This is a genomic window from Nocardia thraciensis, from assembly GCF_054782435.1.
The window spans coordinates 93116-113106 of the sequence record NZ_BAAGSM010000028.1 but is presented as its reverse complement, the minus strand read 5'-3'; the positions used below and the strand labels follow the sequence as shown (position 1 = coordinate 113106).

Genomic DNA, 19991 nt, shown 5'->3' with positions numbered 1-19991 from the left:
CCTTCGGAGGAGCTTTTGACAGCCCTGCATGAGACCGGACACGACGTGCACGCCACTTCTCGCCGCCCGGCCCACACGGCCGAATCGGCCGACGACACCGCGGCGCCGGAGGACGACGACACCGCGCACCGCATCCGCCGCAAAGGCGCGGAGATGTGGGTGCGCGTGCGCGAACTCGGCGATGTACGCGACGGAGGCACGATGCTGATCTTCGGTGACCTCGCCGACGGATGTCTGGTACGCATCCACTCCCGCTGCCTCTACGGCGACGTGCTGCACAGCGAGGACTGCGACTGCGGCCCCGAACTGGACAAGGCGATGGATATGATCCAGGCCGAGGGCGCTGGCGTGCTGGTCTATCTCGAGCAGGAGGGCCGCGGCCACGGCCTGATCGCCAAGGCCCGCGGGCTGCGCTTCAGCGAACTCAACGGCGTGGACACCTTCACCAGCTACCGGAGCCTGCACTACTCGGCCGACTGCCGCTCCTACGAGCGGGCCGCCCAAGCGCTGCGACGGCTCGGGCTGCGGCGCGTGCGGCTGCTGACCAACAATCCGGAGAAGGTCGCCGCCGTGGCCGCCGCGGGAACCACCGTCGAGCGGACACCGCTGATCACCGTGCCGCGCAGCGAGCGGGCCCGGCTCTACATGGAATCCAAACGGGACTACCGCGGCCACCTGCTGCCCGACTTCCGCGCCAGCGCCGCCGGATCGGCGGACGCCGAACGGCCCGAGCCGCCGGGGCCTGGCGACCTGCCGGGGGCCGAGACGCTGTGCGCCTCGGCCGAGCGCGCGTAAGACGCATCACATTTTGCCGAATGCGCGGATAGGATGGGTGAGCCGCGTCACTCGGTGACGCGACGCCAGCCGTTATCCGATCTCTGCCACGGCGAGTTCGCGCAGTCATCTGGCGGAGCGTCCCCGAGGCTACGGTTCGCATACCGATCGGGAACAAGGACATGACGACAGATATCGGCTACACGCATCACACCGGCGTCACGGTACGCACGGCGCCGGAGGCATTCCAGCAGACCATCACATTGCGCCCGCACCAGGTGGCCTTGCGTACGGTCGGCGGCACCCAGCAGATCACCTGGGCCGACTACGACCGCCGCGTGCGCGCCCTGGCCGCGGGACTGGCGAAACTGGGGGTGCGCCACGGTGACACGGTCGGCATCATGCTGACCAACCGGCCCGAGTTCAACCTGGTCGACACCGCCGCGCTGCATCTGGGCGCGGCGCCGTTCTCGGTGTACAACACCAGTTCGCCCGAACAGATCGCGCACGTGTTCGGCAACGCCGGGAACAAGCTCGTGATCACCGAACGCGGATTCCTCGACGTGGTGCAGCGCTCGGGCGCCGGGTACGAGCGGATCGTGGTGGTGGATGCCGCGAGCGGCGGCGCCCCCGAGGGTACTGTGTCGCTGGCCGATGTGGAGGCCGACCCGGCCGCCGACTTCGACTTCGACGCCGCCTGGCAGGCGGTGCGGCCCGGCGACCTCGCCACGCTGATCTACACCTCCGGCACCACCGGGCCCTCCAAGGGCGTGGAGATCACCCACGCCAATATCGTCGCCCAGATCGCGGGCCTGACCCGTAACGGCCCGCTGGTCGTCGGGATCGACGACCGCTCGGTGTCGTATCTGCCCGCCGCCCACGTCGCCGACCGCATCTCCGGGCACTGCGCCAACCTGTTCACCGGTGTCGCCATGACCTGCGTGCCCGATCCGCGCGAGATCGCCGCCGCGCTGCCCGACGCGCGCCCCACCGCGTTCTTCGGCGTGCCGCGGGTCTGGCAGAAGATCAAGGCCGGCATCGAGGCCAAACTCGCCACCGAGGCCAGCCCGGTGAAGAAGGCGCTCGCCCACTGGGCCATCGGCGTCGGCGTCAGCGCCGCCCGGGCGCAGCTGGCGGGCGGCGGGGTGAGCCCGGTGCTCAACGCGCAGCACAAACTGGCCGACGCGCTGGTGCTGTCGAAGCTGCGCGCGGCGCTCGGGCTCGACGAGCTGAAGGTCGCGGCCTCCGGCGCGGCCGCCATCCCGCCGGAGACCCTCGAATACATGCTGGGCCTGGGATTCACCGTGACCGAGGTGTGGGGCATGTCGGAGACTACCGGCGTCGGCACCTTCACCGAACTCGCCGCACCCCGCCCCGGGTCGGTCGGCCGCGCCCTCGACGGGGTCGAGCTGCGCCTGGACAGCGACGGCGAACTGCTGGTGCGCGGCGCGATCGTCACCCCCGGCTACCGGGGCATGCCCGATAAGACCGCCGAGGCCATCGACGGCGACGGCTGGCTGCACACCGGCGACGTCGCCACCATCGACGGCGACGGCTACGTGACGATCGTGGACCGCAAGAAGGAACTGATCATCAACGAGGCCGGGAAGAACATCTCCCCCACCAATATCGAGAACGCCGTAAAGGCGGCCTCCTCGCTGGTCGGGCAGGTGGTGGCGATCGGCGACGCGCGCCCGTACATCACGGCGCTGATCGTGCTCGACCCCGACACCGCGGCGGTGCGGGCCAAGGCGCTGGGCGCCCCCGACGCCGACATCACCGCCCTGGCCACCCGGCCCGAGATCGTCGACGAGGTGCGCGCGGCGGTGGTGTCCGGCAACACCCGCATCTCCCGGGTCGAGCAGATCAAACGGTTCCGGATCCTGCCGAGTGCCTGGGAGCCCGGCGGCGAGGAGATCACCCCCACCCTCAAACTCAAGCGCAACCCCATCGCCGCCAAGTACGGCGCCGAAATCGCCGAACTGTACGGCGCTCCGGCCCCGGAGGGCGTGATCGACCTGGGGTAGGAGCGGGCAAGCGATGCAATCGTGCGCAGAGTGTCGCGTTGCATCCGGTGCCGAAATGCGGGGACTACTTCACTTCGTAGGTGGCGACGATGTGGGCGCGGGCGATGGCGTGGGAGAACAGGTTGAAGCCCAGGAAGGCCGGGCTGGCGCTCGCGTCGAAGCCCAGCGACTCCACATCGACCGCATGCACGGTGACGAAGTACCGGTGGTAGCCGTGCCCGGCGGGCGGCGCCGCGCCGACGTAGCCCGCGAACCCGCCGTCGTTGCGCAACTGGATCGCGCCCGCGGGCAGCGTGCCGCCCTCGCTGCCCGCACCGCTGGGCAGCGAGGTGGTGGCGACCGGGATGTCGGCGACCGCCCAGTGCCAGAAACCCGAGGCGGTCGGCGCGTCCGGATCGAAGACGGTCACCGCGAAACTCTGTGTCCCCTCGGGGAATCCGGACCACGACAGCTGCGGTGAGATATCCTTGCCGCCCGCGCCGAACACACCGCTGACCTGATCGTTGCCGAAGGGCTGACCGTCGATGACGTCCTGCGAGGTGACGGTGAACGTCGGCAGCTGCGGCAGCGCGGCGTAGGGGTCGTAGGAGTAGTCGGGCATCAGGGCCGTCCTTTCGAAATCGTCAGCTGTGCAGGAGAAAATGCTCCAGTACCTGGGTGCCGAATTCCAGCGCGTCCACCGGGACCCGCTCGTCGACGCCGTGGAACAGGGCCGAGAAGTCCAGCTCCGGGGGCAGCCGCAGCGGTGCGAAACCGAAACAGCGAATCCCCAAGGACGCGAACGCTTTGGCATCGGTGCCGCCGGAGAGCATATAGGGCACGGTGCGGCCGTCGGGGTCGTGCGCGAGGATGGCGTTGTTCATCGCGTCGACCAGATCGCCGTCGAAGGTCGTCTCGTAGGAGTTCAGCGCGGTGATCCACTCGCGCTCCACATCCGGGCCGATCAGCTCGTCCACCTCCCGCTCGAACGCTTCGCGGCGGCCGGGCACCACACGGCAGTCCACCACCGCCTCCGCGGTCTGCGGAATGACATTGGCCTTGTAGCCCGCGCGCAGCATCGTCGGATTCGCGGTATCGCGCAGCGTGGCGCCGATGATGCGGGAGATGGTGCCCAGCTTGGCGAGCTGACCCTCGATATCCGGGCTGTCCGGATCGAATTCGATGCCGGTCTCCTCGCTGACCGCGGCCAGGAATTCCGCCACCGAATCCGACAGCACCAGCGGGAAGGTGTGCTTGCCCAGCCGCGCCACCGCGTCGGCCAGGATCGTCACCGCGTTGTCCTCGTGCAGGAACGAGCCGTGCCCGGCGCGGGCCTTGGCGCGCAACCGCATCCAGCCCAGGCCCTTCTCCGCGGTCTCCACCAGATACAGCCGCCGCTCGGTGCCGTCGCGGCGCGGCACGGTCAGGGAGAACCCGCCCACCTCGCCGACCGCCTCGGTGACGCCGTCGAACAGATCGGGGCGATTCTGCACCAGCCACTGCGAACCCCAGCGGCCGCCGTTCTCCTCGTCGGCCAGGAACGCGAACACGATATCGCGCGGCGGCACCGTACCCTCCAGTTTGAACTGGCGGGCCACCGCCAGCATCATGCCGACCATATCCTTCATATCGATCGCGCCGCGGCCCCACACGTAACCGTCGCGGACCGCGCCGGAGAACGGGTGCACGCTCCAGTCGGCGGCCTCGGCGGGAACCACGTCCAGGTGCCCGTGCATCATCAGCGCGCCCCGGCCGGAGTCGGCGCCCGGCAGGCGCGCGAACACATTGCCGCGGCCGGGGGCGCCCGATTCCACGTACTCGGTGACGTACCCGGCCCGCTGCAGCTGATCGGCCACCCACTCGGCGCACTCCCGCTCGCCCTTGGTGGTCTCCAGTTCGCCGGTGTTGGAGGTGTCGAACCGGATCAGCGTGCTGACCAGGTCCACCACCTCCGATACGGCACGGGAGTCGGGCTCGGACAGGGACTTCTCACCGGGTGCAGACACGTACCCCTTCCTACCATTGCGGGCGGATATTGCCCCGGGTTGCCCGCAGCGTGCACGCAAATACCGGAACACCCCGGTTGCCGATGTCTCGCCTGCCTCGGGCAGCGTGGCCACGTTGTCGCTGCGGTCGCACAGCGACGGGCAGGTCGTCAGCCCGCCACCACGACCCTGTCCGCGCCGATGCGGGTGATGCGTTCCTTGCCCCACGCGCCCAGTGGCTCGAGTGCGCGATTGAGTCGGGTGCCCAGCTCTGTGAGGGAGTACTCCACGCGCGGCGGCACCTCGCGATAGACCTCGCGGTGCACGATGCCGTCCTCCTCGAGTTCGCGCAGCTGCTGGATCAGCATCTTCTCCGAGACGCCGGGCAGATGGCGGCGCAGCTCGCCGAACCGGCGCACACCGCCCGCCTCGAGCTCCCACAGGATGAGCGATTTCCACTTGCCGCCGATCACGTCCATCGCCGCGTCGATCCCGCAGAAATAGGGCCCGGATCGCTTATCACCCATCGCCTGACCTCACTACCTGTTCACATACCTATCGGTAAGTACCCCACAAAATAGTAGGTACTTGCCGCGATAAACCGCTGAGCGCATTGTAGGTGTCGGCGCCGACGAACCGATATTCGAAAACGCAAGGAGCTCAACCGCAATGGCTGACAACAAGACCCCCGTCACCGTGCTCGGACTCGGCGCCATGGGCCGCGCGCTGGCGACCGCGCTGCTGCGGGGCGGGCATCCGACCACCGTGTGGAACCGCACCCCCGGCCGCGACACCGAGTTGGTCGCCGCCGGGGCACGCGGGGCCGCCACCGTCGCCGGAGCGGTGCGCGACGGCGACCTCGTGATCGCCGTCCTGCTCGACCACGCCTCGGTGCACGACGCCCTCGACCCGATCGTCGCCGAACTGTCGGGCAAGACGGTGGTGAATCTGACGACCACCACCCCCGAGGAGGCGCGTGAACTGGCGCGGTGGGCAGCCGGGCACGGCATCGTCTACCTCGACGGGGCCATCATCGCCACCCCCGAGATGATCGGACAGCCCGGGTCGTCGTTGCTCTACAGCGGGACGCGGGAGGTGTTCGACGACCACCGCGCGGCCCTCGAATTGCTCGGCACCGCCGAATATTTCGGCGACGACGCAGGCACCGCCTCGCTGTACGACTTCGCCCTGCTGTCGGGCATGTACGTCATGTTTGCCGGGTTCTACCACGGCGCGGCGATGCTCCGATCGGCCGGTGTCTCAGCGGAAACCTTTGCGGCACGGGCTGGTTCGTGGCTCACCGCGATCACGGGAACCCTGTCCGACGCGGGCCGCATCATCGACAGCGGCGACTACACCACCGAAGTGCAGAGCCTGGACTTCAACAAGGCCGCCCTCGACGCCATCGTCCGCGCCAGCCGCGACGCAGGAGTCGGCCTCGACGTGATCGGCCCGGTCAAGTCCCTGATCGACCGCCAGGTAGCCGACGGCCACGGCAAGGAAGCCTTCGCCCGCATCTTCGAGGGCCTCCTGTCCTGAGCGATGCCGAGTTCATCGAGCACCTGCCGCAATTCCCGCGACGCGTCCGGCAACGCCGCGTTTCCTAGGATCGGGGCATGGTTCCGCTGACCTACGACCGACTGTGCGCCGAGATCGAGACGCGCACCCGTGCGGTCACCGCCGTCGTCGAGCATGCCGACCTGGCGGCCCCGGTACCGTCGTGTCCCGGCTGGGATCTCGGCCATCTGTTACAGCACATCGGTGGCGTGCACCGGTGGATGGCCGAGATCGTCGGCAGCCGAGCCACCGCGCCGGTGTCCGGTGAATTCGTCGACGATCCGACCGAGTCCCGGATCGAATCCGGAGAACTGCTGCCGTGGCTGCACGACGGTGCGGAGAAGCTCACCGCGACGCTGCGGGCGGCCGATCCCGAAACGCCGGTATGGTCACCGGGACCTGTTGGGACACCGCGATTCTGGGCGCGCAGGGCCATGCTCGAAACCGCGCTGCACGGACGCGACGCCGCCGAGGCGGTGGGCGCCGCCCTCGACCTGCCGCCGGACCTCGCCGCCGACGGCTTCGAGGAATGGCTCGACAACGCCTCGGTGCCCGAGGCCTACGAGCCCCGGCCCGACCTCCCCGACCTGCTCGGCGCCGGACGCGGGTTGGTCTTCGACGCCACCGAATCCTTCGTCGCCGGCGACGTCGGGTCGTGGGTTGTCGATCTCGGCGGGAAGGCGGCCACCTGGCGGCGCGGGACCGGTGCGGGGTCCGTGTGGGTGGGTGGTGCGGTCGCCGATCTGCTGCTGTACGTCTATCGTCGGCGGCACGGTCCGCTGCGCATCACCGGAGACATCGAGCTGCTCGAGCTCTGGCGCACCCGGTCGGGCTTCTGGCTCAACGCCTGACCCCGCCCTTGTGGCCTTTACCAGCCGAAACCCGGGCGCGCTGCGCACAAACCCCAAATGTCGGCCCATGCCTTGCCGACCCCGACGGCCGCGTCCTAGCGTCTGCCGCAACCGGGTTCCAGCTGGGAGGCGCCGCATGAAAACCCGTGCCGGACACCGCCGCACGTCCCGCACCGGCGCCGGGCGACCGCGCGCCGCCCGGCCCTTCGCCGCGCTGGCGCTCGCCGCCGCGTTGGCCGCGTCGACCGGCCCGGCCGCCGCCGCACCCGGCCCGGCGCCCGGCACCCCGATTCCCGTGCACGCCATGGCCGCCGCCCAACCCTCCGCCAACGGCTCGCGCCTGCTCACCGCGGCCCAGGGCCCCGGCCGCGTCATCGACCTGACCGTGCACTCCGCCGCGATGGGACGTCCGCTGTCGGTGGAAATCCTTCCGGCGGCGGATATTTCGAAACCGGCGCCGACGCTGTATCTGCTCAACGGCGTCGACGGCGGTACCGACACCGGCAACTGGCGCGACGGCAGCAACTGGCTCACCAAGACCGACGTCGCGGAATTCTTTGCCGGACAACAGGTCAACGTCGTGATCCCGATCGGCGGGGCGGGCAGCTTCTTCACCGACTGGCGCGCCGACGACCCCGTACACGGACGGCAGCGCTGGACCACCTTCCTCACCCGCGAACTGCCGCCCGTGATCGACTCGGCGTTCAACGGCAGCGGCGCCAACGCCATCGCCGGACTGTCCATGGCCAGCACCTCGGTGTTCCAACTGGCCCTGGCCGAGCCCGGCCGCTACCGCGCCATCGGCTCCTACAGCGGCTGCGTGCGCACCAGCGATCCCCTGGGGCAGGTCATGGTCGACGCGATCGTCACCGGCCGCCAAGGCAATATTCTCAACATGTGGGGGCCGCCCAACGATCCGGCCTGGGCCGCCAACGACCCTTACCTCAACGCCGCCGGGCTGCGCGGCACCACCGTCTACGTGGCATCCGGCAACGGTGCGCCCGGACCGCTGGACACCCTCGGCGGACCCGGTATCCACGCCAATCCGGTGAAGCTGATCGACCAGCTGGTCATCGGCGGGATTCTGGACGCCGTGGCCGCCCGTTGCACGCAGCAGCTGCGAGACAGGCTGCGGGAGTTGAACATTCCCGCCACGTTCGACCTGCGTCCCAACGGCACGCATTCGTGGGGGTACTGGGAGGAAGACCTGCACAAGTCGTGGCCGGTGCTGAGTGCGGCGCTCGGTGAGTGAGTGCGGGGATCCCGTCGATGGTTGGATAGCGGGTGTGTCGAATCTTCTCCGCCCGCAGGCCGTGGACCTACTCGCGCGGCTGTCGACCGACGGTACGGATGCCGGGGTGTGGACAGATCTGTGGGACGAGCTCTACCACCGGCACAATGGTGAGGACGCCTGCGCGGCGCTGCCCGAACTCGCGGAGCTTGCCTCGAGCGGGACCCCGGCCGACCGGTTCCAAGCCGTCGAACTCGCCGGCGCGCTCATCGCGAGCGCCGAGCCGCACACCGCCGAGATCCGCGACCGATACGCCGGGGGAATCTCCGCGCTGCGGATCAGCAACCACGACACCAGCGCCGTCAGCGTCACGTCGACGCCGAACGTGGAGAGCATGGTCGACTGCATCACCGCCAGCGGCGTCGTGGCGTAGGCCGCCGCGGCCAGCGTCTGCGCGAGCCGACCACCACCGAATTCCCGAGCGAGCAGGGCGCTGAGCACGATCGCGGCGATCGTCATCCCGAGCGCGGGCAACCTCAGCACCACCGTCGAACCGGGGCGACCGTATCGGCCAAGGCCGCCAGCAGCGGCACCACCGGCCCCTGGTCGGCGTAACTCGGCGCCGGGTGATGCCCGGCCGCAATGAAATACAGTTCGTCGCCACCGAATTCGTAACGGCCCAGCCGAATGAGAAACAATATTCCGGCGACAGCGGCGACGGCCGACACCGCACGCCACGCGAAGGGCGGGACATCCACCGCCGGTTCACTATTCGCCGGCCGCCCACCGGAACCGACGGCCATTGCCGCTTCTCGAATTCGAGCGGTGGCCAAGGCACTTTCCGGCATAGCGGACCTCCCCGATGTCATCCCGCGAGAGCTGTTGTGCCGCAACGGGACAGTATTACTCCAACCCGCCGGCAGCGGACGGCGGTGTCGCATGGTGCGCCGATTTCCCGGCCGCGCGGTGCGGATTTCTCCACGGCCGTAACACATTTCACGGTCCGGCCGGATCGCGTCGATCTTATCCATTACGCGGCCACCGACGAACAGCCTGAATCGAATACTCCCCCACCGCACAAGCGGTTTACCGGATCGCCTGTGAATGTGCACCACCGTGAGGTCGGATCATGGTGCGAATAGCGTCCGTACACGACGCGGCCCACGGATTTAGCCCACCTGACCGGTCTGTTCGATTTGCGGGGACTTGAAAGTTAGGGTTGCCGAACTTATCATTCCGGTGCATGAAGGTTTGGCTCCACCGCTCGGCGCGCACTCCCCTGCGCGCCGTCGCCGCGGCGATCGCCGCATGCACCGCCCTCGCGCTCACCGCCTGCGGCGACCTCGGCTCCCGAAACGACGAACCAGTGGTCCTGACCACCTTCACCGTGCTCGCCGATATCGCGCGCAATGTCGCGGGCGACCACCTGACCGTCGAGTCGATCACCAAGGCGGGCGCGGAAATTCACGGCTACGAGCCGACTCCGGGCGATATCCGCAAGGCGGCGCAGGCCGACCTGATCCTCGACAACGGCCTCAACCTCGAGGCCTGGTTCGCACAGTTCGTCGCCGACGCCGACGTCGAACACGTGGTCGTCAGCGACGGAGTGGCGCCCATCGCGATCGGCGAGGACGCCTACCGGGGCAAGCCGAACCCGCACGCCTGGATGTCGCCGCTGAACGTGCAGACCTACGTCGACAACATCGTGCGCGCCTTCGGCGACCTCGACCCCGCGCACGCCGCCGACTTCCGCGCCAACGGCGAGGCATACAAGGCACAGTTGCAGCAGGTGCACACCGACCTCATCACCACGCTCTCGGCGCTGCCGCCCAACGAGCGCGCCCTGGTCACCTGCGAGGGCGCCTTCTCCTATCTCGCCCGCGACGCCGGACTGAGCGAGAAATACATCTGGGCGGTCAACGCCGAACAGCAGGCCACGCCGCAGCAGATCGCGTCGGCCATCGAATTCGTCCGAGACACCCGAGTGCCCGCGGTCTTCTGCGAATCCACCGTCTCCGACGCGCCGATGCAGCGGGTGGTCGAGGCCAGCGGCGCCCGGTTCGGCGGCACCATCTACGTCGACTCGCTCTCGGAGGCGGGCGGCCCGGTGCCCACCTACCTGGATCTGCTCCGCCACGACGCCACCACGATCAGCACCGCGCTCACCGGGCGGCGGCCGTGAACCCCGCGATCGCCGTCGACGACGTCACCGTCCACTACGGCGACGTGCTCGCCCTGGACCGAGTCGAGATCACCGTCACCGCCGGGCACATCTGCGGCCTGGTCGGAATGAACGGATCGGGCAAATCCACGCTGTTCAAGACGATCATGGGACTGGTCCACCCCGACCGCGGCACCGTCCGCGTCGACGGCGGCCCGCCCGCCGCCGCCCGCCGATCCGGCGTCCTCGGCTACGTCCCGCAAAGCGAGGACGTCGACTGGAACTTCCCCCTGTCGGTCCGCGACGTGGTGATGACCGGCCGCTACGGCCATATGGGCTGGACCCGCCGCCCCCGCCGCGCCGACCGCGACGCCGTCGACCACGCCCTGGAGCGGGTGGCGCTGACCGACCTCGCCGACCGACAGATCGGCCGACTGTCCGGCGGCCAGCGCAAACGCGCCTTCGTGGCGCGCGGACTGGCACAGGGTGCAACGATCCTGCTACTCGACGAACCCTTCGCCGGAGTCGACAAGCGCTCCGAGGCCACCCTCACCGCGCTGCTGCGTGAACTCGCCGCCGCCGGAGCCACCGTCCTGATCTCCACCCACGACCTGCACGCGCTGCCCGGCCTCGCCGACGACGCCATCCTGCTGATGCGCGGCGTGCTCGCCCAGGGCGACCCGCGGGAGGTGCTGCGCCCGGAGAACCTGGCCCTCGCCTTCGGGATGGACGTGCTCGACCGCGACGCGCCGCGGAAGGCCGGATGACCATGAGCCCCACCGAACTCCTGCTCGACCCGCTGTCCTACGACTTCATGACCCGCGCGCTGATCACCAGCATCGTCACCGCCGTGGTGTGCGCGGTGCTGTCGTGCTGGCTGGTGCTGATCGGCTGGTCGCTGATGGGCGACGCCGTCTCGCACGCCGTGCTGCCCGGCGTTGTGCTCGCCTACATCGTGGGCGCGCCGTTCGCGGTCGGCGCGGTCGTGTTCGGATTCCTCGCCGTCGCGCTGATCGGCGTCGTCCGCAACACCAGCCGGGTCAAGGAGGACGCCGCCATCGGCATCGTGTTCACCACGCTGTTCGCCGCCGGGCTGGTACTGGTGTCGGTGACACCGAGCCAGACCGACCTCAATCACATCATCTTCGGCAATCTGCTCGGAGTCAGCCGGTCCGAACTGATCCAGGTCGTGGCGCTGGCCGCGATCGTGCTGACCGCGCTTATCGCCAAACGGCGCGACTTCGTGCTCTACGCCTTCGACCCCACCCACGCGCACGCGATCGGGCTGCGGCCGCGGCTGCTGGGCACCGCGCTGCTGGGACTGCTGGCCCTCACCGCCGTGCTCGCCCTGCAAGCGGTCGGGGTGATCCTGGTCGTCGCGATGCTGATCATCCCCGGCGCGACGGCATACCTGCTCACCGACCGGTTCGGGCGGATGCTGCTGATCGCGCCCACAGTGTCGGCGGCGTGCTCGGTCACCGGGCTGTACCTCAGCTACCACCTCGACACCGCGCCGGGCGGGATGGTGGTCGTCGTGCAGGGGGCCGTGTTCACGGCGGTCTACCTGTTCGCGCCCCGGCAAGGGGTCGTCGGCAAGGCGATCGCCGCGGTGAGGCGCCGGGCGGTTGCGGTGTAGTCCTGCACGCCGACGGCTCGAGAGATCCGGCCAAAAAGCGTGCCGGGAATGCGAGATGGAGGCGCGCCGGGATATGGGCTGATGGCAGCCGTGTCGCACAATCGGATTCATGTCCAAGCCTTGCCTGTTGCTGCAGTTGCGGCCCGAGCGAACGGCCGCCGACGACGAATACCACGCCATCGTCCGCATCGCCGAGATGGCCGCCGGCGCGCTGGTGCGGATCCAGATGGATCAGGGCCTGCCCGATGTCGAACTGGACGACTACTCGGCCGTCATCGTCGGCGGCGGCCCCAGCAACATCAGCAACCCCGACGACCAAAAATACGACTACCAGCAGAAGTTCGAACCGACCCTGCGCACACTGGTCACCGAGATCGCGCGGCGGGACTTCCCCTACCTCGGCGCCTGCTACGGCCTGGGCATCCTGGCGGACGCGCTCGGCGGCACGGTGAGCAAGGAGCGCTACGCCGAAACCGCCGGGGCGCAGACCATCGAACTGACCGCTGCGGGCGGTCGGGACCCACTGCTGCGGAACCTCCCGCAGGAGTTCCGCGCGTTCGTCGGACACAAGGAATCCTGCCAGGAAGTTCCACCCGGAGCGGTCCTGCTGGCGCGGTCCGCCGGATGCCCGGTGCAGATGGTCCGGGTCGGCGCGCATGTGTACGCCACCCAGTTCCACCCGGAACTGGATGGCGACGGCTTGGCCCTGCGCATCGAAACCTACCGGCACGCAGGGTATTTCGATCCCGACGAGGCCGACAACCTGATCGCCCTCGGGCGTCGCGAATCTGTTCCGGTGCCGGGCGAGATCCTGCACCGGTTCATCACCCGCTACTGCGGGCAAGCCGCGACCGCCGCACCCGGCCCCGTCACGGACGAGACCTAGGCGGGCGGCCGGATCAGGCGGTCGGCGCGTCGCCGTCCTGGGTGCCCAGGACGAAACTGCTCTGCCCGTTGCCGTCGACTCCGGCGTCGAGGACCTTGTCGTCCAGGAAGGCGGCGGCCTGCTGGTCCAGGAAGATCCGGGAACCCTCCGCGGTCACCACCTGGTCCTGTTCGGCGGGCTCCGCGGCGAGCGCCAACTGCAGCGTCTCGGCGCCGTCGTCGGTGAAGATGCGCAGGCCTGCGCCCTGCGGCGTGCCCTCCGCGGAGGTGATCGTTCGAACGACGTCGATGGCGGTGGGGGTGAGCATCAGCATTGTCGGGTTCCTTCCCGCTGTCGTGGGAGTCTCGGTCGGCAGTGCGTTCTCTCCCGGGTAGCCAACACACGGGCTCCGAAACCAAACAACGGAAATTGATCTCGTCACCGCCGCTCAGGGCGTTCGTCCCGACGTTGCCGCGCCGCTATCCCCACTCCGGAGTCTCGCCCGCGGCGAGCGGCGCGCGGGCCTGGGCCACGCACTCCGACCACACGCGATCCCCCAGTTCGGTGACTCCCGAATCGCCCATGAACGCACTGGAGATCACGACATCGGGGGTCAGCTCCGCCAGCACGGTCAGCGAGGCCAGCAGGGTCTCACGGTCGCTGTGGCCCTCCAGGTACCCCGCCCACCACTTGCCCTCGGGATTGCGGACCAGGGTGTCTCCCGTGAAGAGGTAGGTGCGGCCGGAGATGGTCGCCAGGTAGCAGGCGCTGCCGGGAGTGTGACCGGGTGTGGGAATCACCTCGAACCCCGCGGGCGCGGTGTGGCGGGAGTCGAACGGGTCGTCGACCGTCGTCTGCGTGACATGTTCGGCATCGCCCTTGTGGATGTGCAGCTTCGCGCCGAAACGCTCCCGGATGGCGGCGAGGGTGGGGGTGATCTCGTCCTGATGGCTCAGATACTGGTCCGCGATCCCGCCCAGCTCCCGCATGCGATCCAGCTCCGCGGCGTGGGTGGTGTTGTAGAACAGCACATTGCCCTCGGGGCGCGTCCACAGGTAGGCGCGGGTCGTCAGGCCCGGGAACGGGCTCTCGGTCTCGGTCTCCCACAGATTCGCGGCGATCTGCTTCATGGTGTGCTCCTTTCGCTCGTACCCCGAAGGCGCGAGATCCGATCTCGCGGCGCTGGATCCGGCGGATACGAGACCCGGATCACAGCGCCCAGCGAACCTCGCGGTGCGGGTGGTAGCGGCACAGCACGCCCAGGGAGACCGCGGCGCGCAGATGTTCGGCCAGTTCGGGATGTTCGCGGTCCAGGCGGCGCAGGGTGTCGCGGACCCGGGCGGAGACGGTCTTGCGGGCACGCTCGGCCTCGTCGCCGAGGCGACGAGTGCGCCCCGCCAGACCCGCGGCGCCGCGGAGCTCGGCCAGCAGCGCGGCGCGCTCACGATCCAGATCGGCCGCGCGATCGTCGGCGCCGAGCGCGGTGGCCCGGTCGATCTCCGCGTCCAGGGTGGTGAGGCGGCGGCGATAGGACGCCTTGGCCTCGGCATCGAGCACCGGTGCGGCGCCGAGGGTTCCGGCCGCGCGCAGCGTGGGATCGCCCGGGGTGCCGAGGAGTTCGAGCGAGGGGATGTCGTGCTCCGGATGCGACAGCAGCAGATGCAGGTCCCGCAACCCCTTGGCGTCGGGCAGGTGCACGGTCCGACCGGCGAACCCGATCGTCCACACCGCGCCGTCGCGCCGGAAGACGTTGTCGGGTACCGGATTCTCCGCCGGAACCGCCACCGGCACGGGATGGCCGTGCGCCAGCAGCCGCAACTGACGCTCCGCCGCCTCGACCCACGGCCACGCCCGCAACCGGCGGGCCGTGTCGGCGGCGACACGCAAATCCTCAGCGGCACAATCCTGTTCGCCCGCAGCGACCGCCAGCCGCCCCAGCCAGTACGCGTACGGACCGTAGACGACGCCACCGCCCGCCACCACCGCCCAGTAGTCGCGCAACGGAGTCAGGCGCTCGCGCACCAGTTCCCGCAGACCGGGGTCCTCGAGGGCCAGTGCCGCGTGCGCCTGCGCCACCAAAACTCCGGCGTGGAAATGGCGGGGATAGTCGTCGTAGAGCCGCTGTACATCGGCCAGCCGCAACCGAACCCGCTCCGGATCGCCGCGCAGGGCCGACGTGACGACATCGGTCACCGCCGTATACGAGCCCGCTATCGCGTAATAGCGATCGACGAATTCGGCCGCACCGTCGGTGTCGCCGGTCTGCACCGCCAGCGCCCAGCGCTGCTCCAGCCACAGTGGCCACCGGTCGACCTCTCCCAGGCGCTCCGCCAGCGTGCACGCGCCGTCGATATCCGCCCGAGCCTGGTCGTATCGTCCGGTCAGCAGCGCCAGCGCGCCGGTCCGCGACAGTGCCACGAAACGGAATCGCGGCAGCCGCGATCGATCGGCCCGCAGGGAGAACGCCGCCAGTTCGGCATGCACCCGCGGATCGCCCAGCTCCAGCAGCGCCACGCAGCGCAACAGTCCGCCGGTGAGGTGAATCTCTTCCCGGCGCAACCGGTTTCCGACCGTAACCAGCTCATTCGCGAGTGCCAACCGGTCCGCGGCAGTGCCCGGCCGCCAGATCGCGTCATGCCGGGTCAGCAGGCTCGCCGCCAGGGCGGCATCGTCGCCCGACTCCCGCCCCAACCGCAACACCTCGCGGCTGTCCGCCTCCGTGCGCCCCGCCTGCTCCGGCGACCGCGAACGACCGGTGTGCACCCCGACCCGCAGCGCCGCGGCACGCAGCCGCACATTGAGCCGATGGGTGTCGGAGTGCTCGCCGAGCAGCAGGTGGCGCGCGCGCTCGATGCGCTCGATCTCGCGGTCGGCGTCGAATTCGGCATTCGGGATGCCCAATTCGTTGAGGCCGAGGACGGCCTGCGCGTACAACTCCGGACGGCTCGCGTGCCCGGGGTCGGTCAGCAGCGACTCGAAGGTGTGCCGCGCCTCTGCGAGTTCGCCCGCGTCGGTGAGCGCATGCGCCAGCCCCAAGGCTATCTCCCCGCGCAGTCGACTGTCCTCGGTGGGCACCAGCGCCGCCGCGCGCCGGTAGTGCTGCGCCGCCTCACCTGCCGCCAGTCTCCCGGTGGCATCGCGAGCCGCGTTGAGCAGCAGGCGAATCCGCTCGTCCGCCGCGACGGCATCAGCGGCTAGATAGGCGTGCTGAGCGACGGCGCCAGGCGCCCCGGCGCTCGAGCGCAGGACCGCGACGATAGCCGCGTGCCGTCGCCGCGCCTCCGCCCCGCCGATGCGTTGAGCCAGCGCCTCGTGAATCAAATCGTGCGTGAACCGATACCGGCTGCCGCTCACGGGCGCGATCAGGCGCGCGCCGACGGCCGCGCTCAGCGCCCCGCCGTCCGCGTTCGGTGGAGGGGGCGCGTCGAGCGGAACGGCAGTTTCGGGGATCGCGAGTGCCGCGGTGACACTGGCGAGTACGGCGGTGTCGAACTCGCCGCCCAGCAAGGCGGCGGTGGTGAGCGGGTCCACCACGCCGTCCGGCAGGAGGGCGAGGCGGGTGTCGAGGATGTGCTGTACCGCGGGATCCCGTGCCGCGCTGGGATGCTCGCCGTCGGCTGCCTCCGGTTCGGACTCGAATCGAGTGCCCGCATGCCACAGCCTCGCGGCCTCCTCGGCGGCGAAAGGGTTGCCTCCGGTCAGCGAGTGCAGCATCAGCACAACGGCGTCCGGTGGTCGGTGACCCGTTGCGGCGGCGGCCAATTCGCCGATCTCGTCGACCTCGAGGCCAGTGAGGTCGACGCTGCGGGCGGTATGCCGCAGTTCCGCCACCGCCGCGTGCAGCGGATGCGCGGGCGCGGCGACCTCGTTGTCGCGCAGCGCCGCCACAAGGGTCAGCCGTTCGAACCAGGTGTGCCGCGCTACGAACGCCAGCACCCCGACCGACGCCGGGTCGGCCCGGTGCAGATCGTCGATCACCACGATCACGGGCCGTCGCGCGCAGGCCGCGACCAGGGCCTCCGTCACCGCATCGCCGATCCGGAACAGGCCCGCACCGTCCTCGCCCGCCGCCGTGTCGCCGATCAGGACCGACAGCGCGTTACCCGCCGCATCGTCGAGCGCGGCCCACTGGTCCGGCGTCGCCGCTCGCCGCAGCCCGCGCAGCACCTGCACCCACGGCCAGAATCCGGGCGCCCCGTCCCCGCTCCACGCAGTCGCCGTGAGCACCAGGGCGCATTCCGCGTCCAACTCACCCACCACCTCGGCGACCAGCGTCGTCTTGCCGATCCCCGCCTCGCCGGAGACGAGCACGAGCCCTCCGTGACTCGTGGTGCGCCGCAGCGCGTCTCGCAGCTGCCCGACGGCGTGTTCTCGCCCGATCAGCGCCACGGCCGCCCAACCGGAAGTATGCAGTGACAAGTGGACATATCGGAATCCACCGTACCCGGGCCGGTCAGCCGGGTGCGGCGGCGGTGATGTGGGATGTACCGTCCACCCACTCCCCTCGTCGGGGCTTTTCGGTAAATGGTGAGTGTTGTGGTTCGCTGGATCGAACTTTCAGCAATCTAATGCATAGATGCGCATATTCACGTAAAGGTATTGAATAGCTCTCGCTCGGCGCGGCCGTTTGGGCAACACGGGAGCAACCGTCGTACCGCGTGGTAATCGTTCGGCTACCCTGAGTGAAGTTCGACCCACGGCAGGTCCACCAGTACCCGCAGGAGCGAGCATGCGCCCGGAACACGTGATCGAACAGGCGACCCCCACTCCCCCGGGGTGTCGCGCATGAACGAGATCTTCAACGCCGGTCCGCCCGTACCCGTGAACGGCGGGGGCGGCGGCACCGTGACGCTCGTCGAGGCCAGCACCTTCTGCCTGTCCGACCACCTCGGCGAAATCCACGCCGGTACCTCGCAGGGGCTGTTCTATCGCGACGCCCGGGTCATTTCCCGCTGGGAGCTGCGGCTCGACGGGCATCTGCCCGAACAGCTTTCGGTGCTCACGCCCGAGGCGTTCCGCGCGCGGTTCGTCCTGCGCAAGCTGCCGCGCCAGGGCGTCGCCGACAGCACCGTGCTGGTGCTGCGCCGCCGCATGATCGGCGACGGCATGCGGGAGATCATCGTGGTGCACAACCTCGGCGAGGAGGCCACCGCGATGACGGTGACGCTCACCGCCGACTCCGACTTCGCCGATCTGTTCGCGGTCAAGGCCGGGCAGGTCCAGAACAGCGGGTGCGAACTCGCCGCGGGCGACCACGAGCTACATCTGAGCGACCGCCAGGACCCGGGCCGCGGCCTCACCATCCGCGCCGACGGCAATCCCACCACGCACGCGGGCACGCTGAGCTGGCAGATCGTGGTGCCGCCGCGCGGACACTGGCAGACCACCGTCTGCTGCCAGCCGATCGTCGGGCATCGCGCGGTCGAGACGAATTTCGGCGACGACGACCAGGACAGCCCCACCTTCAAAATCAAGCAGTGGCGCGCCACCGCCACCACCCTCACCGCCAGCGATCCGGGCATCACCTCCATCCTGCAGCGCACCGAGAGCGACCTGGGCGCCCTGCGCATCGACGACCAGGGCCCGGGCTCGCCGACCTACGTGGCCGCGGGGGCGCCGTGGTTCATGACGCTGTTCGGCCGCGACAGCCTGCTCACCTCCTGGATGGCGCTGCCGCTGGATTCCGACCTGGCCATGGGAACGCTGCAGCAGCTGGCGAATCTGCAAGGCACGCAGGTGAATCCGATCACCGAGGAGGAGCCCGGCCGCATCATGCACGAGATGCGCCACGGCCCGGCCGGGGACGAGGTGCTGGGCGGCACCGTCTACTACGGAACCGTCGACGCCACGCCGCTGTTCGTGATGCTGCTGGCCGAATGCTGGCGCTGGGGCGCGGACGAGTCCGCCATCAAGGCGCTGCTGCCCGCCGCCGACGCCGCCCTGTCCTGGATCGACCACTACGGCGACGTCGACAGCGACGGTTTCGTGGAGTATCGCCGCAAAACCGAACAGGGCCTGGCGAATCAGGGCTGGAAGGACAGCTGGGATTCGATCAATTTCGCCGACGGCCGCCTCGCCGATCCGCCCATCGCGCTGTCGGAGGTGCAGGGTTACGCGTACGCCGCCCGGCTGGGCCGCGCCGATATGGCCGAGGCCTTCGGCGACGTCGCCACCGCGAGTCGGCTGCGCGCCCAGGCCGCCGAGCTGAAACAGCGCTTCGACGAGGCGTTCTGGCTGCCGCAGTCGGGGTGGTACGCGCTCGCGCTGGACGGCAAGAAGAACCAGGTCGACTCGCTGTCGAGCAATGTCGCGCACTGCCTGTGGACCGGAATCGTCGACGACGAGCGCGCCGCGATCCTGGTCGACCGGCTGTCCGACGAGGGCATGGACTGCGGCTTCGGCCTGCGCACCCTGTCCTCGCGCATGGGCCGCTACAACCCGATGAGCTATCACAACGGCTCGGTGTGGCCGCACGACACCGCGATCGCCGTGGCGGGGCTGCTGCGCTACCAGCACATCCCCGGCGCGGCCGAACTGGCGGAACGGCTCGCGGGCGGCCTGCTGGAGTCGATTCTGGCATTCGGGGCCCGCCCGCCCGAATTGTTCTGCGGCTTCGAACGTTCCAGCTTCCCGTCGCCGGTGCCGTATCCGACGTCGTGCTCGCCGCAGGCCTGGGCGAGCGCCTCGACCCTGCTGCTCATGCGCTCGTTCCTCGGGCTGCAGCCGGACGTTCCCCGCCGCACCCTGACCCTCGCGCCGCGGCTGCCCGATCGCGCGGGCCGCGTCCGCTTGTCGGAGCTGCGACTGGGCCCGGCCACAGTGAACATCCAGGCCAAGGGCACCACCGTCAAGGTGGACGGCCTGCCGACCGATTGGCAACTGATCCAGCCCTGAGACGGCGGCTTGCCCCCGCGCCATCGAGCGA

At 69.7% G+C, this 19991-nt stretch carries 18 protein-coding genes; 11 read left to right on the top strand and 7 right to left on the bottom strand.

The window, feature by feature from the left end; all coding sequences use genetic code 11:
- The first annotated feature begins 15 nt into the window (after positions 1-15).
- Positions 16-795 carry a GTP cyclohydrolase II RibA gene (ribA, locus tag ACYVLQ_RS19035; protein WP_460698830.1) on the top strand — a complete coding sequence of 260 codons (780 nt, stop codon included), beginning with the start codon at positions 16-18 and terminating at the stop codon, positions 793-795.
- Positions 796-956: 161 nt separating this feature from the next.
- The gene (locus ACYVLQ_RS19030; protein ID WP_460698829.1) at positions 957-2801 is read left to right on the top strand and encodes an AMP-dependent synthetase/ligase; all 1845 of its coding nucleotides are present in this window, start codon (positions 957-959) and stop codon (positions 2799-2801) included.
- A gap of 64 nt (positions 2802-2865) precedes the next feature.
- On the opposite strand, the gene ACYVLQ_RS19025 is transcribed toward ACYVLQ_RS19030, so the two are convergent.
- From ACYVLQ_RS19025 to ACYVLQ_RS19015, 3 genes are all read right to left on the bottom strand, one after another.
- Positions 2866-3402, bottom strand: a complete 537-nt coding sequence (locus ACYVLQ_RS19025; protein ID WP_460698828.1) for a YbhB/YbcL family Raf kinase inhibitor-like protein — start codon at positions 3400-3402, stop codon at positions 2866-2868.
- 22 nt (positions 3403-3424) lie between these two features.
- Positions 3425-4786 carry a M20/M25/M40 family metallo-hydrolase gene (locus ACYVLQ_RS19020; RefSeq protein ID WP_460698827.1) on the bottom strand — a complete coding sequence of 454 codons (1362 nt, stop codon included), beginning with the start codon at positions 4784-4786 and terminating at the stop codon, positions 3425-3427.
- Positions 4787-4935: 149 nt separating this feature from the next.
- Complete coding sequence (locus tag ACYVLQ_RS19015; protein WP_460698826.1) at positions 4936-5292, bottom strand: winged helix-turn-helix transcriptional regulator; 357 nt, start codon at positions 5290-5292, stop codon at positions 4936-4938.
- 142 nt (positions 5293-5434) lie between these two features.
- Between ACYVLQ_RS19015 and ACYVLQ_RS19010 the strand changes: the two genes are divergently transcribed.
- The 4 genes from ACYVLQ_RS19010 to ACYVLQ_RS18995 all read left to right on the top strand — a co-directional run bounded on the left by ACYVLQ_RS19010 (position 5435) and on the right by ACYVLQ_RS18995 (position 8837).
- Complete coding sequence (locus ACYVLQ_RS19010) at positions 5435-6304, top strand: NAD(P)-dependent oxidoreductase (protein ID WP_460698825.1); 870 nt, start codon at positions 5435-5437, stop codon at positions 6302-6304.
- A gap of 77 nt (positions 6305-6381) precedes the next feature.
- Positions 6382-7173, top strand: a complete 792-nt coding sequence (locus ACYVLQ_RS19005; protein ID WP_460698824.1) for a maleylpyruvate isomerase family mycothiol-dependent enzyme — start codon at positions 6382-6384, stop codon at positions 7171-7173.
- A 136-nt stretch (positions 7174-7309) separates the two neighbouring features.
- The gene (locus tag ACYVLQ_RS19000) at positions 7310-8425 is read left to right on the top strand and encodes an alpha/beta hydrolase (protein ID WP_460698823.1); all 1116 of its coding nucleotides are present in this window, start codon (positions 7310-7312) and stop codon (positions 8423-8425) included.
- Positions 8426-8459: 34 nt separating this feature from the next.
- On the top strand, positions 8460-8837 hold the full coding sequence (locus ACYVLQ_RS18995) for a hypothetical protein (RefSeq protein ID WP_460698822.1): 378 nt from the start codon (positions 8460-8462) through the stop codon (positions 8835-8837).
- Between the two features lie 103 nt (positions 8838-8940).
- Here the strand turns inward: ACYVLQ_RS18995 and ACYVLQ_RS18990 are convergent, their stop codons facing one another.
- Positions 8941-9162: a hypothetical protein gene (locus ACYVLQ_RS18990; RefSeq protein ID WP_460698821.1), complete on the bottom strand. Its 222-nt coding sequence runs from the start codon at positions 9160-9162 to the stop codon at positions 8941-8943.
- A gap of 485 nt (positions 9163-9647) precedes the next feature.
- On the opposite strand from ACYVLQ_RS18990, the gene ACYVLQ_RS18985 reads away from it, so the two are divergent.
- From ACYVLQ_RS18985 to ACYVLQ_RS18970, 4 genes are all read left to right on the top strand, one after another.
- Positions 9648-10586: a metal ABC transporter substrate-binding protein gene (locus ACYVLQ_RS18985; protein ID WP_460698820.1), complete on the top strand. Its 939-nt coding sequence runs from the start codon at positions 9648-9650 to the stop codon at positions 10584-10586.
- Entirely contained in the window at positions 10583-11332 is a 750-nt protein-coding gene (locus ACYVLQ_RS18980) for a metal ABC transporter ATP-binding protein (RefSeq protein ID WP_460698819.1), read from the top strand. The genes ACYVLQ_RS18985 and ACYVLQ_RS18980 overlap by 4 nt, the downstream gene beginning before the upstream one ends.
- A gap of 2 nt (positions 11333-11334) precedes the next feature.
- Complete coding sequence (locus ACYVLQ_RS18975; protein WP_460698950.1) at positions 11335-12201, top strand: metal ABC transporter permease; 867 nt, start codon at positions 11335-11337, stop codon at positions 12199-12201.
- Positions 12202-12310: 109 nt separating this feature from the next.
- A complete protein-coding gene (locus ACYVLQ_RS18970) occupies positions 12311-13087 on the top strand; it encodes a glutamine amidotransferase (protein ID WP_460698818.1) in 777 nt (258 codons plus the stop codon).
- 13 nt (positions 13088-13100) lie between these two features.
- On the opposite strand, the gene ACYVLQ_RS18965 is transcribed toward ACYVLQ_RS18970, so the two are convergent.
- The 3 genes from ACYVLQ_RS18965 to ACYVLQ_RS18955 form a co-directional block, all read right to left on the bottom strand.
- Positions 13101-13400 carry a hypothetical protein gene (locus ACYVLQ_RS18965; RefSeq protein ID WP_460698817.1) on the bottom strand — a complete coding sequence of 100 codons (300 nt, stop codon included), beginning with the start codon at positions 13398-13400 and terminating at the stop codon, positions 13101-13103.
- 145 nt (positions 13401-13545) lie between these two features.
- Positions 13546-14196, bottom strand: a complete 651-nt coding sequence (locus tag ACYVLQ_RS18960; RefSeq protein WP_460698816.1) for an MBL fold metallo-hydrolase — start codon at positions 14194-14196, stop codon at positions 13546-13548.
- 79 nt (positions 14197-14275) lie between these two features.
- Positions 14276-17485, bottom strand: coding sequence for an AAA family ATPase (locus ACYVLQ_RS18955; protein ID WP_460698815.1), 3210 nt, complete (start codon positions 17483-17485; stop codon positions 14276-14278).
- A 366-nt stretch (positions 17486-17851) separates the two neighbouring features.
- Between ACYVLQ_RS18955 and ACYVLQ_RS18950 the strand changes: the two genes are divergently transcribed.
- Complete coding sequence (locus ACYVLQ_RS18950; RefSeq protein ID WP_460698814.1) at positions 17852-19960, top strand: amylo-alpha-1,6-glucosidase; 2109 nt, start codon at positions 17852-17854, stop codon at positions 19958-19960.
- Positions 19961-19991: the final 31 nt, after the last annotated feature.